Origin of the sequence: Actinoplanes sp. NPDC051494, from assembly GCF_044454705.1 — a bacterium.
Taxonomy (GTDB): Bacteria; Actinomycetota; Actinomycetes; order Mycobacteriales; family Micromonosporaceae; genus Actinoplanes.
The window spans coordinates 1,219,607-1,233,742 of the sequence record NZ_JBITDZ010000002.1; the positions used below are offsets into that span (position 1 = coordinate 1,219,607).

General features: G+C 71.0%; 14 protein-coding genes and 1 pseudogene. 10 read left to right on the forward strand and 5 right to left on the reverse strand.

Annotated features, from left to right (window positions below; genetic code table 11):
- Together ACIA6A_RS12335 and ACIA6A_RS12340 are read right to left on the reverse strand one after the other, a co-directional pair.
- Nucleotides 1-453 carry a Uma2 family endonuclease gene (locus tag ACIA6A_RS12335; protein ID WP_396097656.1) on the reverse strand — a complete coding sequence of 151 codons (453 nt, stop codon included), beginning with the start codon at nt 451-453 and terminating at the stop codon, nt 1-3.
- Nucleotides 442-2,249: pseudogene (locus ACIA6A_RS12340) on the reverse strand (prolyl oligopeptidase family serine peptidase); the annotation flags it as partial. The gene ACIA6A_RS12335 and the pseudogene ACIA6A_RS12340, both read right to left, overlap by 12 nt.
- 105 nt (nt 2,250-2,354) lie before the next feature.
- Here ACIA6A_RS12340 and mshB point away from each other — a divergent pair.
- The 4 genes from mshB to ACIA6A_RS12360 all read left to right on the forward strand — a co-directional run bounded on the left by mshB (nt 2,355) and on the right by ACIA6A_RS12360 (nt 5,932).
- A complete protein-coding gene (gene mshB, locus ACIA6A_RS12345; RefSeq protein WP_396097657.1) occupies nt 2,355-3,203 on the forward strand; it encodes an N-acetyl-1-D-myo-inositol-2-amino-2-deoxy-alpha-D-glucopyranoside deacetylase in 849 nt (282 codons plus the stop codon).
- Nucleotides 3,200-3,643, forward strand: a complete 444-nt coding sequence (locus ACIA6A_RS12350) for a hypothetical protein (protein ID WP_396097566.1) — start codon at nt 3,200-3,202, stop codon at nt 3,641-3,643. Before mshB ends, ACIA6A_RS12350 begins: the two co-directional genes overlap by 4 nt.
- 83 nt (nt 3,644-3,726) lie before the next feature.
- On the forward strand, nt 3,727-5,457 hold the full coding sequence (locus ACIA6A_RS12355; RefSeq protein WP_396097567.1) for a VanW family protein: 1,731 nt from the start codon (nt 3,727-3,729) through the stop codon (nt 5,455-5,457).
- A gap of 10 nt (nt 5,458-5,467) precedes the next feature.
- Complete coding sequence (locus ACIA6A_RS12360) at nt 5,468-5,932, forward strand: hypothetical protein (RefSeq protein WP_396097568.1); 465 nt, start codon at nt 5,468-5,470, stop codon at nt 5,930-5,932.
- Nucleotides 5,933-5,949: 17 nt separating this feature from the next.
- Here ACIA6A_RS12360 and ACIA6A_RS12365 read toward each other — a convergent pair whose 3' ends face one another.
- Both ACIA6A_RS12365 and ACIA6A_RS12370 read right to left on the reverse strand, forming a co-directional pair.
- Nucleotides 5,950-6,414: a hypothetical protein gene (locus ACIA6A_RS12365; protein ID WP_396097569.1), complete on the reverse strand. Its 465-nt coding sequence runs from the start codon at nt 6,412-6,414 to the stop codon at nt 5,950-5,952.
- A gap of 71 nt (nt 6,415-6,485) precedes the next feature.
- Nucleotides 6,486-7,451, reverse strand: coding sequence for a GNAT family N-acetyltransferase (locus tag ACIA6A_RS12370; RefSeq protein WP_396097570.1), 966 nt, complete (start codon nt 7,449-7,451; stop codon nt 6,486-6,488).
- An 83-nt stretch (nt 7,452-7,534) separates the two neighbouring features.
- Between ACIA6A_RS12370 and fdxA the strand changes: the two genes are divergently transcribed.
- The 4 genes from fdxA to ACIA6A_RS12390 all read left to right on the forward strand — a co-directional run bounded on the left by fdxA (nt 7,535) and on the right by ACIA6A_RS12390 (nt 12,068).
- Nucleotides 7,535-7,861, forward strand: a complete 327-nt coding sequence (fdxA, locus tag ACIA6A_RS12375) for a ferredoxin (RefSeq protein WP_396097571.1) — start codon at nt 7,535-7,537, stop codon at nt 7,859-7,861.
- A 2-nt stretch (nt 7,862-7,863) separates the two neighbouring features.
- Nucleotides 7,864-8,952, forward strand: coding sequence for a succinyldiaminopimelate transaminase (dapC, locus tag ACIA6A_RS12380; protein ID WP_396097572.1), 1,089 nt, complete (start codon nt 7,864-7,866; stop codon nt 8,950-8,952).
- Between the two features lie 50 nt (nt 8,953-9,002).
- Nucleotides 9,003-10,106 carry a S8 family peptidase gene (locus tag ACIA6A_RS12385; protein ID WP_396097573.1) on the forward strand — a complete coding sequence of 368 codons (1,104 nt, stop codon included), beginning with the start codon at nt 9,003-9,005 and terminating at the stop codon, nt 10,104-10,106.
- 138 nt (nt 10,107-10,244) lie between these two features.
- Nucleotides 10,245-12,068, forward strand: coding sequence for a LamG domain-containing protein (locus ACIA6A_RS12390; protein WP_396097574.1), 1,824 nt, complete (start codon nt 10,245-10,247; stop codon nt 12,066-12,068).
- Nucleotides 12,069-12,111: 43 nt separating this feature from the next.
- Here ACIA6A_RS12390 and ACIA6A_RS12395 read toward each other — a convergent pair whose 3' ends face one another.
- Nucleotides 12,112-12,771: a hypothetical protein gene (locus ACIA6A_RS12395; RefSeq protein WP_396097575.1), complete on the reverse strand. Its 660-nt coding sequence runs from the start codon at nt 12,769-12,771 to the stop codon at nt 12,112-12,114.
- Nucleotides 12,772-12,942: 171 nt separating this feature from the next.
- On the opposite strand from ACIA6A_RS12395, the gene ACIA6A_RS12400 reads away from it, so the two are divergent.
- Both ACIA6A_RS12400 and ACIA6A_RS12405 read left to right on the forward strand, forming a co-directional pair.
- A complete protein-coding gene (locus ACIA6A_RS12400; protein ID WP_396097576.1) occupies nt 12,943-13,482 on the forward strand; it encodes a DUF4352 domain-containing protein in 540 nt (179 codons plus the stop codon).
- Nucleotides 13,475-14,125, forward strand: a complete 651-nt coding sequence (locus ACIA6A_RS12405) for an SIMPL domain-containing protein (RefSeq protein ID WP_396097577.1) — start codon at nt 13,475-13,477, stop codon at nt 14,123-14,125. Before ACIA6A_RS12400 ends, ACIA6A_RS12405 begins: the two co-directional genes overlap by 8 nt.
- The last annotated feature ends 11 nt before the right edge of the window (nt 14,126-14,136 follow it).

The following is a 14,136-nucleotide window of genomic DNA, read 5'->3' on the forward strand; positions in this document are numbered from 1 at the left end:
TCAGAGATTGAGCCCGGTTACGCGGACGAGTTGCATGACGGATTGTTCGACGTAGCCCTGGGCGGACAGCATGTTGCTGTGCAGCAGCCCGCGTTCCGGTTCCGCGACCAGGTAACACGGGATCCGGGCCTGGGCGTACGCGTGCATCTTCAACGTCCAGTCGACCGTCGCGCTGGACGCGGAGGTGATCTCGCAGACCAGCCGGACCGAGGTGGCCTCGACCAGGGGGATGTCCGGGTCGATGGTGCCCGCGATGATCAGGTCGGGGACCGCGATGCGGCTGGGGCCCAGGCGCACCGGGATGCCGGTGATGACGTTGAGATCGGAGCGGCCGGCCCGCAGCGCGTTGCTCAGCGCGTTGAGGATCATCTGGTGCCGTGGGGTGTCGCGGGGGCAGGTGAGGACGTTGCCGTCCCAGAGCTCGGAGATGGCCGAGGTCTCGCCGAGCTGCAGATAATCGACCTCGGACGTCGGCAGCGCCTCCATGGGCAGGCTGCGGCCGATAAGGGCTGACGTCATGCGCACTCCCGGGTGACGAACGCGAGTTCTTCGGTGAGACCCCCGGTGGGGGAGATCAGCAGCTCCGGACCGGCCGGAGCCGCCGCGTGGTGGTCGTAGATCTCGGGGTTGTCGGTGCGGCTGCCGAGGTAACGCTCGGCGTAGGCGGGTGGCAGCGCGGTCCAGTCGGTGATCGGCCGGTGCGCGACGCCGCAGCGGAACAGGTCACCGCGGCGCTGCACGGCCAGGATCGCGAGCCAGCCCCCGAGACCGGTTCCGCGTACGGCCACCCGGGCGAGATCCATGTCGGGATGCTTACCGGTGAGGGCGTGCAGGGCCTCGACCTGGTCGGTGAGTGCGACGTCCGCCAGCCGACGGTAGACGACTTTCTCGAAGCTCGGGGCCACTCCGGGCGTACCCCTGCTGTCGACGCTGACCACGATGTAGCCGGCATCGGCCCACCATTGTCTTTCCTGCCAGGCGGCCGGGTCGTGGACGACGTGCTGGCGGCCGGGTCCGTCGCCGAGGTCGACGAGGACGGGCAGCCGGGTGCCGGTGACGTGGCCGGTGGGGTACAGCACGGCGGCGGGCAGCCGGCGGTCGGTGACGCGCTCGAACACCGGTCGCGGATCGTAGGGCAGCGGTTCGGCCCATGAGGCCAGCGGCTGGATGGAGGAGCCCCGGCGCACCGCGTTGTCGATCACCAGCACGTCGGCGGCGACGTCGGCGTGGTGGCGGCCGGGCCCGTCGGTGAGGCGGCGGGACTTGGCTCCGGCGCCGCCCAGGGTGGTCCGGATCGCGTACACGTGGTGTTCGGCGGGGTCGCCCTCGCTGCCCTCGATGATCAGTTCCTGGGTTTCGGTGAGCACCCCGGCGACCCGGCGCACATAGAGGCCGGGCGGGGTGAGCAGGCTGCCGTCGGCGAACAGGCAGCGGGCGTCGAAGCCGTCGTGGGCGAGTTCGCCGCCGACGAGGACGCGCCGGTCGGGCAGCAGCAGCGGGGTGCCGGGCACGGGTTCGACCCAGCGGGCGTCGGCGAGTTCGGCGTGCACCTGGGTCTCGCCGGTACGCGGGTCGACGGAGAGCACGAGGCCGTGTTGCTGGCTCCGGCGCAGCACCGTGATCAGCGGGTTCCCGGCGGTCCAGCGCACGTCGGCGAGGTAGGGGTAGGTCTCGCGGTCCCAGTGCACGTCGACCCAGCCGCCGTACAGGTCGAGCAGGTGCAGGCTGGCCGGGCCGGCGCCGCGGACGGCCAGGATCCGGCTGCCGTCGGGGGCCCACCACCAGCCCCGGGTGCGGCCGAACCCGGTCGCGACGGGTTCGGCGACACCCCAGGTGACCCCGGGTTCGCCGGCCAGGAGCTGATCGTCGTTGCCGCTGATGACACGCAGGGTGGCGTCCGGCGTGACGTAGCCGACGTGGGTGCCGGTGGGATCGGGCCGGGGGTCGACGACCTGCGCGGTCGCGGTCATCGCCGCGCCCACGCACCGCAGCACGCCGTCCTCGGACCAGGTCAACACCGACAGATCCCCGGAGCCCGCGTACGCGGTGACGGGCCCCGCCGCGACCTGGGTCACCTCGCCGGTGGCCACGGTGAGCAGCCACAGCGCAGCGCCCGGGTCGTAGGGGCCGGGGGAGCGCAGGAAAGCCACGCGCGCGCCGTCGACGCCCACCGTGACGGCGTGCGGCGCGCCGAAGCGGAACCCACCGGTGCGGTCCGCGAGCTCGGGATACTCCACGCTGTTCAGCATCCCTGATCACCCGCCACTTGCGCCCGCCAAACCGCAGACCGCTTCGTTCCCGGGTGCGCGCGTAAAGTGGCGCGCGTGACGAATGCCCTGCCCGCACGCCGCCTGATGCTCGTGCACGCCCACCCCGACGACGAGGTCACCGGCACCGGTTCCACCATGGCCCGCTATGTCTCCGAGGGCGCCCAGGTCACGCTCGTGACCTGCACGCTCGGTGAGGAGGGCGAGATCCACGTGCCCGCGCTGGCCCAGCTCGAGGCGAAACAGGCCGACCAGCTCGGTGGCTGGCGGCTCGTGGAGCTGGAACGGGCCTGTGCCGCGCTCGGCGTCACCGATCACCGCTTCCTCGGCGGGGCCGGCCGCTACCGTGACTCCGGGATGATGGGTCTGGAGACCAACGACCATCCCCGGGCCTTCTGGCGGGCCGACCTCGAGGAGGCCGCGGCCCACTGCCTGGAGATCATGCGTGAGGTACGCCCTCAGGTGCTGATCACGTACGACGAGAACGGTTTCTACGGCCATCCCGACCACATCCAGGCCCACCGGGTCGCGATGCGTGCGGCGGAGCTGGCCGAGGCCGAGGGCTTCGGTCCCGAGAAGATCTACTGGACGGCGATGCCGCTGAGCGTGCTCGAGGGCGGCATCGAGGCGTTCAAGGGGATGGACGACAACCCGTTCGCCGACGTGGTGGACGTCTCCGAGCTGCCGTTCGGGCATCCGGACGACGAGATCGCGGCCCGGATCGACGGCACCGACTTCCACGAGCAGAAGGTCGCCGCGATGCGCGCGCACGCCACCCAGATCCCGGACAACTCCTGGCTGTACGGCATCGCCGGCGACTTCGGCGGCGAATTCATGGGCGTGGAGTACTTCACCCTGGTCAAGGGCGAGCGCGGCGAGGTGGGCGGCCCGCACAAGTGGGAGAGCGACCTGTTCAGCAACGTGACCGGCCGATGACGGTGGAGACCGAGGTGGCCGAGGCCCCCGAGCAGGGGCCCCGGCCGCCGCGCCGGGGTGCCGATCTGGCCATCCGGATCGTCGGGGCGGTCCTGGCGGTCGCCGCCGCGCTGCTCACCGCGACACTGGAGCTGTTCCTGTCCACGCTGCGGGTCGGCGGGGTGCTGATCTGGGTGTCGGTGCTACTGGCCGCGGTCGCCAACTGGGCGCTGGCGTGGTTCGCGACCGGCACGGTGGCCCGCGGCTGGGCGGTCGGGCTGCCCTGGGCCGCGTGGACGCTGGTCATGTTCACCGCGGCCGGCACCCGCACTGCCGAGGGCGACTACCTGGTCGCCGGCGACGACTGGGTGGCGCTGGGCACGATCCTGGTCGGCAGCCTGACGTTCGCCGTCTACGTCTACCGGGGGATCGTGCGAGGTCCGAGCGTCACAAAGTCGTGACAACCGCCCGGGGCCCTTGGTCACCGTGGGCCGGGGATGCAGACTTGCGGCCACATGGTGGCCCCCGGCGGTGAAGGTGACGCGTGACCTCCGTTTCTGCAGAGACCCAGGCACTGCCCGCCGCCCCGCCGGACGGGCCCGGCCCGCTCAACCGCAAGCGGGTCGTGGTGGTGGGCACGGTCGCCGCGGTGCTGATCGCCGCCGCCGGTGTCACCGCCTACTACTACGGCGGTGACGTGCCCCGCGGCACCCACGTCCTCGGCGTCGACCTGGGCGGCAAGTCCCGCTCCGACGCCGAGCGGGCGCTCAGCGAGGGCTTCGCCACCCGGATCGCCGACGTGGTGAAGGTCGACCTGGACGGCGAGCCGGTCGAGTTGCAGGCCGCCGACATCGACGTCCTGCTCAACGTCGAGCGCACCGTCGGCGCCGCGATGAAGGGCAGCCCGACGCTGTTCGGCGAGCGTACGGTGACCCCGGTCGTCGACCTGGACGAGAAGCTGCTCGAGTCGAGCCTGCGCGAGAAGCTCGACCCGAGGAAAGTGACCCTCAAGAAGCCGGCGATCACCTGGTCGGGCACCACGCCGAAGGCGACCTACCCGCAGGACGGCCTCGGCCTCGACGTGGCCCAGGCCGCCGCCGCGGTGCGCCTGGCCTGGCCGGTCGGCGAGACCGCGAAGGTCCCGCTGGTGTCACAGCCCGCGGTCACCAGCAAGGCCGAGGTCGACGCGCTGATCGCCGACGTGGCGAAACCGGCCGTGTCGGGCCCGGTCACCGTCACCGTCGCGGGCAAGTCGTTCACCCTGAAACCGGCCGCGATCGCCAAGGGCCTGGTGTTCCGCTCCGACGACGCGGGTGAGCTCACCCCCGCGGTCGACGGCAAGAAGCTGCGCGCCGCCGCGGCCAAGGAGTTCGCCACGGTCGAGAAGAAGCCGGTGGACGCCCGGATCAAGCTCACCGACGGCAAGCCGAAGGTGGTGGCCGACAAGCCCGGCGACGTGGTCGACACCGACAAGCTCGCCACCGCGCTGTTGCCGGTGCTGAGCGGCACCGGCTCGCGCACGGTCGAGGCGAGCCACACCGAGCAGGAAGCCAAGGTCACCGAGGCGACCATCGCAAAGCTCGGCGTCAAGGAGAAGGTCTCCACGTTCACCACCGACTTCACCGGCGGTGCGAGCTCCCCGCGCAGCCAGAACATCATGACGATCGCCCGCGCGGTCGACGGCGCCCTGGTGCAGCCCGGCGAGACGTTCTCCCTCAACGGCCACACCGGCGAGCGCGACTACGCGGCCGGCTACAAGGACGCCCCGGTCATCGTCGGCGGCAAACTCGAGCCCGGTGTCGGCGGCGGCGCGTCGCAGTTCACCACGACGCTGTTCAACGCGGCCTATTACGCCGGCCTCGAGGACGTCGAGCACAAGCCGCACTCGTTCTACTTCTCCCGGTACCCGTCGGTCATCGAGTCGACCATCTTCTGGCCCACGCTGGACCTGCGGTTCAAGAACACCACCCCGCACGGCATCTTCATCGACACGTCGTACACGAACAGCTCGGTGACGGTCACCATGTGGAGCACCAAGGTCTACGACAGCGTCAAGACCGTCTATGGCCCCCGCCGCGGCATCACGTCCCCGCCGACCGTGCACCGCGAAGCCGGCCCGAAATGCATAACCAGCAGCGGACTCCCAGGTTTCACCCAGGACGCATGGCGCGTCATCCGCAAAGATGGCAAAGAGATCGAGCGCGAGAAGTTCAGTTGGCACTACGATCCCGAACCACGATTCGTCTGCGGCGGTGAGCCGGAGAGCACGCCCTAGGGAGAACATGATGAGGCAGCGCTGGGTGTCGATCGCCGTGCTCGCGGCGGCCCTGTTCGCGATCAACGTGGTGGCCCGCCTGGTCATCCGGTTCGCGTTCACGGACGACAGCGACGCGGAGAGCCGCGTCTCCATCGGCATGTTCGCGGTGATCGGCATCGTCCTGGCCACCCTGGCCTTCCGTCGCTGCCAGCGCGTCCCGCTGGCCACCTGGCTCCCCGACCTGGCCGCGGCAGCCGGCCTCGGCATGCTCCTGACCATCCTGATCGGCCCGTTCGCCAGCGGCGACTACCCCTTCTCCGGCGGAGCGGGCAACTTCTTCTCCCAGATCTGGCTCTACGCGGGCTTCTCCATCGTCGGCACCCTGCTCGGCTACTGGATCGCCACCACCCTGGGCCGCGACTACCGCTCCCGCTCCCTGAAGGCCTACTCCCAGCGCCAGGTCTCCAAGCCCCGCCGCATCGTCCGCCGCTGACGGGTAAGCGCCGGCGCTCAGGCGGGCATCGGGACCAGGCGCTTCTGGGACCGTGGGGGCGTGCTGCGGCGGCGCTCGTCGCGGTTGGTCATGAAGGAGCTCCAGCCCGCCGTCCAGATCATGCCGAGCACCACGAGCGGGCCGGCCAGCAGCACCATCCACACCAGTGACTCGATGTCCGCGGCGGTCAGCGGGGCCAGGACCCAGCCGGTGAGGAATCCGGTGGCCAGCACCGGCACGATGCTCAACCACCAGCCGGGGTGCACCACCCGGTCCCAGGTCGCCTTGGCGAAGGTCACCAGCGCCGCGCCCGCGGTGAGCAGCCCGGCCGCACCGGCGGCCACGACGAGCGCGTTGTGGGCCTCGATCCCGGTCCACCAGAAGTCACTGAGGCCCCACACCACTCCGCCGCCGGCCAGCACCGCCAGCCCCGCGTACTTGCCCGACGTGGTGGCGACCCGGCTGCTCATGTTCTTCGTCATGGCCAGAAGTCTTGTCAGCCAGCTTCATGATCGACTGAGTGCACGTACTCAACTCCGCCACGACCGGGGGCTCAGCGTGGGGGTGCTTCGCGGGTCAGGTACGTGTGATGGGTGCTGAAACCGAGCTTCTGATACAGCGCCACCGCCCCCGCGTTGCGCTCCTCCACCTGCAGATATGCCCGGCCGGCGCCCTGCTGGCCGGCCCACAGCCCGATGGCACGCATGACGTGCGCGGCCAGCCCTCGCCGTCGTGCCGCCGGCGCGGTCTGGACCAGGGCGATCCCCAGCCAGCGGTCCGGTCCGGTCACCGCGCCGCGGGCCACCGCGATCGGCTCGCCGCCGGCGTCGAGCACGGAGGCGAAAACCGCGGTGGGTACGCCGGTCAGGATGCGCTTGGCCGTCGCGGGCAGCGCGCCCTTGTGCTCGGCGACCATCGCGTACCAGGCGTCGGTGGGGCTGTCGGCGAGCTCGACCGTCGGCAGGTCCGGGCGCGGCGTGGTGGCCTCGAGCATGGTCGGGAGCCGTGCGGTCTGCACGAGGGTCAGCGGGCGGGTGGTCCAGCCCCGGTTGTCGAGCGCCGCGCTGACCGGGGCGGCGAGCGGCATGGGCGTGTTGATCAGGGCCTGCTGGCCACGGGCGGCATACCAGTCCTGGACCGCGTCGATGGCGGCCTCGAGCGGGCGGTCGGGGTCGCCGATGGGCAGCGCCGAGTTGGCCCGCCCGGTCCAGTTCTCGGCCGCGCGCAGCAGCCAGGAACCGAGGGTCGCCTGCACCGGGGCCGGCCAGGCCTCGTTGGCGGCGAGTTCGAGCGCGATCACGTCCGCGGCCGGTGGGCGCCGGGCCGGGGGCACCCGCTTGGCGCGGTGGACGTCCTTGAGTGGCACTCGGAGAGTTCCCTTGGCCGTCGCTAGAGTGAGTTCCGTCTCTGTCAACTCGACCAGCTCGCCGAGCGCATCCGTGAAAAGTGGGCGATCCTGAGAAACGCCTACAATTCGGCGTACCACAACCCGGTGTCCCACATCCTGCCGTCGGAGCACGCGTCACCCCCTCACGGCGAGATACTAGGCTCTGCCCGTATCACCGCGCCTTCCCGCGGTGTGGCTCTGGAAGGGAAAGTCCCGTGACATACATCATCGCTGAGCCCTGCGTCGATGTGCTCGACAAGGCATGTATCGAGGAATGCCCGGTCGACTGCATCTATGAGGGCAATCGGATGCTCTACATCCACCCCGATGAGTGCGTCGACTGCGGTGCCTGTGAGCCGGTCTGCCCGGTCGAGGCGATCTTCTACGAAGACGACGTCCCCGAGCAGTGGAAGGACTACACGAACGCCAACTACGAGTTCTTCGAGGACCTGGGCTCGCCCGGCGGTGCCTCGAAGGTCGGCAAGATCGACAAGGACACCCCGTTCGTCGTGGCGCAGCCGCCGCGCGGGGATGCGCACTGACCGTGCTGTCGGCCTCCCTGCCTGATTTTCCCTGGGACCTGCTGGAGCCGGCCAAGGCCGTCGCCGCCGCGCACCCGGACGGCATCGTCGACCTGTCGGTCGGCACGCCCGTCGACCCGGTGCCGGCGTCGATCCGGGCCGCGCTGGCCGCCGCGTCGGACGCGCCGGGTTACCCGCAGACCGCGGGCACCCCGGCGCTGCGGGCGGCGATCACCGGCTGGCTGGCCCGCTCCTGCGCGGTCTCGGGTGCGCCGTCGGTGCTGCCGACCATCGGCTCCAAGGAGCTGGTGGCCTGGCTGCCGACGCTGCTCGGGGTCCGCCCCGGCGACGTCGTGGTCATTCCCCAGGTCTGCTACCCGACGTACGAGGTGGGTGTCCGGCTCGCCGGTGCCGAGGTGGTCCGCAGCGACTCGCTGACCGCGCTCGGCCCGGACCCCCGGGTCAAGCTGGTGTGGATCAACTCCCCGTCGAACCCGACGGGCAAGGTCCTGCCGCGCGAGCACCTGCGCAAGGTCGTCTCCTGGGCCCGCGAACGCGGCGCGACCGTGGTCAGCGACGAGTGCTACATGTCGCTGGGCTGGGATGAGACCCCGGTTTCGGTGCTGTCCGACGAGGTCTGCGACGGCGACTACACCGGCGTGATCGCGGTCCACTCGCTGTCCAAGCGCTCCAACCTGGCCGGTTACCGGGCCGGGTTCGTGGCCGGCGACCCGCGCATCGTGGCGGAGCTGCTCGCGGTCCGCAAACACGCCGGCATGATCGTGCCCGCCCCGGTGCAGGCGGCGATGATCGCGGCGCTGGACGACGAGACCCACGTGGCCGAGCAGCGCGCCCGTTACGCGGCCCGCCGCGAGACCCTGCGCGCGGCGCTCACCGGCGCGGGCTTCACCATCGAGCACTCCACCGCCGGGCTCTACCTCTGGTCGACCCGCGGCGAGGAATGCTGGAAGACCGTCGACTGGCTCGCCGAGCGGGGCATCCTCGCCGCCCCGGGCGCTTTCTACGGCCCGGCCGCGGCCCAGCACGTCCGGATCGCGCTCACCGCGACGGACGAGAGGGTCGCCGCGGCGGCTGCCCGCCTCAAGGCCTGATGCGGCCAGGAAAACGTTTCGAGAACCATCTATCCGGACAACACACCACTGTGTCCCTGGTCCGGAAAGCATGCGGTGTCACCGCGTTCGTAGCCCTGCTCGCGGTGACGCTGCCGGCCGCCCCGGCGCGCGCTGACTCCGTACGCGAAGCCCAATGGTTCTGGAATTCCCTGAAGGTCTCCCAGGCTCAGCAGCTGTCGCGGGGGGACGGCGTCGTGGTGGCCATGTTGGACACCGGCGTGGACCGGCGCCACCCCGACCTGGACGGCGCGGTGCTGCCCGGCCGGCAGATCGTGCAGGACGCCCCGGTCGGCGACAACGACCCGGAGGGCCACGGCACCGCGCTGGCCGGCATCATCGCGGCGCGTGGCCACGGTGCCGGTGAGGGTGTGCTCGGCATCGCCCCCGAGGCGGAGATCATGCCGATCCTGCCGATCAACGACCCGTACGTGGTCGCCCAGGGCATCACGTACGCGGTCGAGCACGGCGCCAAGATCGTGAACATGTCGTTCGAGGTGGCTCCCTCGCAGAGCTTGCAGGAGGCCGTCCACGACGCCCGCGACGCCGGTGTCCTGCTCGTCGGAGCGGCCGGCAATCAGGCCGAGGAAGGCAACGCCCGGGAGTATCCGGGCGCCTATCCCGAGGTCCTGACGGTCGGTGCCCTGGACCGCGACAACAAGATCGCCGACTTCTCCAACCACGGTGACCACGTCGACCTGGCGGCCCCCGGCGTCGACATCCCCGGCCCGGCCCCCGACGACGGGTACGCCACCCAGACCGGCAGCAGCGCCTCGGCGGCGATCGTCTCCGGTGCGGCGGCCCTGATCTGGTCGCGATACCCGGACCTGACGGTCGACGAGGTCGAGGCCCGCCTGACCGGCACCGCCATCGACGCGGGCAAGGACGGCCGTGACGACTACTACGGCGCGGGCCGGCTCAACCTGATGGCCGCCCTGACCGCTCCCCAGCCCGATCCCTCCGAGGCGCCCCCGGCCGAGGTGGCGGCCCCGGTCACCCCCATCGCCGCCCCCGCCCTCCAGCCGCCCGGTCAGGCCCCGTCCTGGCTGTTCCCCCTGGCCGTGGGCGCGGGCGTCCTTCTCCTGCTCATCCTGCTGGTCCTTGCCGTCCGCTTCATCCGCCGCCGCCCGATCTGAAGTCCCCGCCGGAAACAAAGGCCCCGATCGCGGTCCGTCGAAGGGTGCGGCAGGCGGTCTTTCGGCTCAGGATCGGTGCCCGTCGAGCGGAGCGGCGCGACGCGCCCACGACGCCGGATCCCCCTAGCGTCACCCTTCATGCGAAAAACTAGGAAATGGCGTACGGCTCTCGTAGCCGCCGTCAGCGCCGCGGTGACCGTGGGCGCCGGTGCCGCGATCGCCGGCGTGGTCGGCAACGATCCGGCCGCCGCCCCCTCGTTCAACGGCCCGATCTATGCCGTCGCGTACAGCGGTACCACCGTCTACGTCGGCGGCATCTTCACGCAGGCGATCGTGGCCGGCAAGAAGGTTCCCCGGGACCGCCTGGCCGCGTTCGACGCCTCCTCCGGCGCCCTGCTGGACTGGAACCCCGGTGCTGACGCGGCGGTCCGGGCCCTGGCGGTCGACGGTGGCGCGCTCTATGCCGCCGGTGACTTCACGACCGTCGGTGGTCAGTCCCGCGACAGCCTGGCGAAGATCGCCGCGGACGGTGTCGTCACCCCGTTCAGCCACACGGTCGACGGCCGGCCCCGGGCCCTGGCGGCCGGCAACGGCCGGCTCTACGTCGGTGGCAGGATCACCGCGGTGGACGGCACGGCTCGCGCCAACCTGGCCGCGTTCAGCCTCACCACCGACGCCCTGGACACCGGGTGGGCCCCGGCCACCGACAACACGGTGAACGCCCTGGCGCTGACGGCCGGCCGGGTCTACCTGGGTGGCAGCTTCCACAAGACGAACGGTGGCAAGAACAGCCTGCGCCTGACCGCCGTGGACCCGGTCACGGGCGTCCTGGACACGGCGTTCCTGCCGAAGCCGAAATACCAGGTCTTCGCGCTCGCCGTCGACGGCGACGGCGTCTACGCGGCCTCGGGTGGCAAGGGTGGCCGGGCCGTCGCCTACAAGAGCAACGGTGCGGTCCGCTGGACCCGGGTGTTCGACGGCGACGCCCAGGCGATCAACGTCATGGACGGCACGGTCTATGTCGGCGGGCACTTCGACGTCGCCTGCACCACCGAGGCGAACGGCACCAAGGGCGCCTGCACGGACGGTTCGGTCAAGCGGGTCAAGCTCGCCGCGGTGGACCAGACCGGCAAGCTGCTGGGCTGGGCCCCGCAGGCCGACGGGATCGCCGGGGTGTGGGCGGTCGCCACGAACCCCGCTCTGGGGCAGATCGGCGTGGGTGGCGAGTTCATCAGCATCGGTGGCAAGACCCAGAAGCGGTACGCCGCTTTCCAGGCCGCCGGCACGCCGCAACCCACCACGTCGAGCAGCGCGCCGGCCGGCTCGCCCATGGTGGTGTCCTACGACTTCGACTCCAGCATGGGCGACGGGGTGTTCGGCGACGGTTCCGGCAACCGGCACGTCCTGCAGGCGCTGACCAGCAATGGTGCCAGGGCCCAGCTGATCCCGCGGGACACCGGCCAGGCGGTTGCGTTCCCGCCCGCCTGCTCGGGTGACGCCTGCCCGCGCCTGGTCCTGCAGACCGCGCACACCGCGGCCCTCAACCCGGGCACCCGGCCGATGCGTTTCGGTGCGCGGGTGCTGCTGAAGGCGAATCAGACCAGCCCCGGCGAGAACGTCCTGCAGAAGGGCTACTCGGCCAGCGGCGGGCAGTACAAGCTGCAGATCGACAAGATCCCGGGCAAGCCGAGTTGCGTGCTCACGGACACGAGAACCAACAAGATCTATCTGGTCCAGGCCAAGAACACGATCGCGGACGGTACGTGGCACCGGGTCGAGTGCCGCCGCAACGTGACCGTCCTCAGTGTGCTCGTGGACGACGTGGTGGCCTCGAAGATCTCGATCCCGGCGACGGTGTCGGTGTCGAACACCGCCCCGCTGGTGCTGGGCGGCAAGGGCCTGGCCGAGAACGCGGATCAGTTCCTCGGCGCGCTCGACGATGCCTGGGTGAGCATCGGCTGACCGAGAGCGGGCCCGCCGGAGTCGTCCCGGCGGGCCCCCGGTGCTACTTCTTCCGGGCCACGTCGGTGCGCGTGGCCTCCTCGACGACGACCGGTTCGTCGATGACGGCGGCGACCGGCTGGTCCACCCAGAGGGCGCGCAGCTGTCCCTGCATGAAGCTCTGCAACCGGGCCCGGTATTCGCGGTCGAACACCTCCAGGCTCTCGATCTGTTCCTGGAGGGCTTCCCGCTTGACGCCGAGGCTGCCCACCACGTCGTCGTACCGCTGCTGGGCCTGGATCTTCAGCTGCTCGGCGTGGTCGCGGGCCTCGCCGGTGATCGTCCGGGCCTGCGCCCGCGCCTCGGAGACGATCTTGTCCGCGGAGCGCCGGGCCTCCTCGGTCTTCTCCCGGGCTTCGCGGGCGGCCTTCTCGGCGGCCTTGCGCGCGTCGGTGAGCACCTGGTCGGCCTGGGTACGCACGGTGCGCGAGTGGCCCTGCGCGTCCTCGTCGATCTTCTCCGCGGCCGCCTGCGCGTCCGTACGGATCTTGTCCGCCTGCCGGTTGGCGATGGCGATGTGTTCCTCGGCGGTGCGCTGAGCGAGCGTGAGCACCTGCAGCGCCTGGTTCGGGGGCATGACCATGGGATGTTCCGATGTCTTGGAGTCCGGGGACCGCCCCTGCATGATGATTTTGAGGCGGTCGGCCGCCTGGTTCTCGCTCACTGGAACCTCCGGTTGTATCGGCGCGGGACGCAGGTGATAACGGGCCGGGACGACATCGCGATATGCCTGTTCACCAATGGATCACCCGACCGGTCGGCCGATGTCCGACAAGGCGGTTCTTCCGGCTGTTCGGCTGATATCTCCGGATTCGCCGGACACGTTGATCGACCTGTGCGGAAAGTCGCCGGTGCCCTCCTCCTGGTCTCGCTGGCCTCCGGCGCCTACCTGGTCGCCACGATCGGCACGGCGGCCCGCTACCTGGCCGACAGCGTGCGCAAGCCGGAGCCGGCGGCCGGCCGGATCGACGTGGCGGCCCGTGACGGCGCGCTGCGCTTCACCGTCGGCCGGGTCCGCTGCGGCGCGACCCAGGTCGGCACCCGGCGCCTGGGCCAGCGGGCCCGCGGTGAGTTCTGCATGGTGCCGATCGCGGTCACGAACGTCAGCGCCACGGCCTGTTTCCTGCCGGCCGGCTCCCAGCACGCGTTCGACGCCGACGGGGTGGCGTTCACCCCCGACGGTGCCGCGGCGCTCTACGCCGACGACCGCAACCGCAAACTGCTGGAGACCATCGAGCCGGGCCATCGGGTACGCGGCACGCTCGTCTACGACGTCCCCACGGCCGGCCGCCTCGCGAGCATCGTCCTGCACGGCACCGAGCACAGCCCCGGTGTCCGTATCCCGCTGCGGTCGGTAGCGTCGGGGGATGACTGAGCAACCGATGGTCGTCGTCCGCGGCGAGGCGATGCGCGAAGTGCCCCCCGAGATCGCGCTGTTCTCCGTCACGGTCTCCGCCCGGGACAAGGACCGCGAGGTCACCCTCACCCGCCTGGCCGAACGCGCCGCCCAGCTGCGCTCGTCGCTCGACGACTGGCCGGACGCGATCGAACGCCGCGAGACCAGTGGGGTACAGGTGCGGCCCGAGCTCAAGCGCGGCGGCGAGCGCGTCTCGGCGTACCAGGGAAGTGTCAGCGTCACGGTGACGGTGACCGATTTCGGGGTCCTCGGCGACATGCTGCTGCGCCTGGCCAACCAGGAGCAGACCACGATCTCGGGTCCCTGGTGGCAGCTGCGCGCGGGCAGCAAGGCCGGCACCGACGTGCGCAAGGCCGCGATCACCGACGCCCTGGCCCGCGCCCACGAGTACGCGGAGGCCGTCGGAGCCCAGGTCGACCGGCTCGTCGAGATCGCCGACGAGGGCACCGGCGGCGGTGGCGGCGGCATGATGCGGATGGCCTACGCCAAGGGTGGCGGCCAGGAGATGGACGTCGAGCTCGACGTCGAGCCGCAGCTGCAGACCGTGCACGCCGCGGTGACGGTGCGGGTGCTGATCACCGAGCCGCAAAGTCTCAAATAGCCACGAAAGCC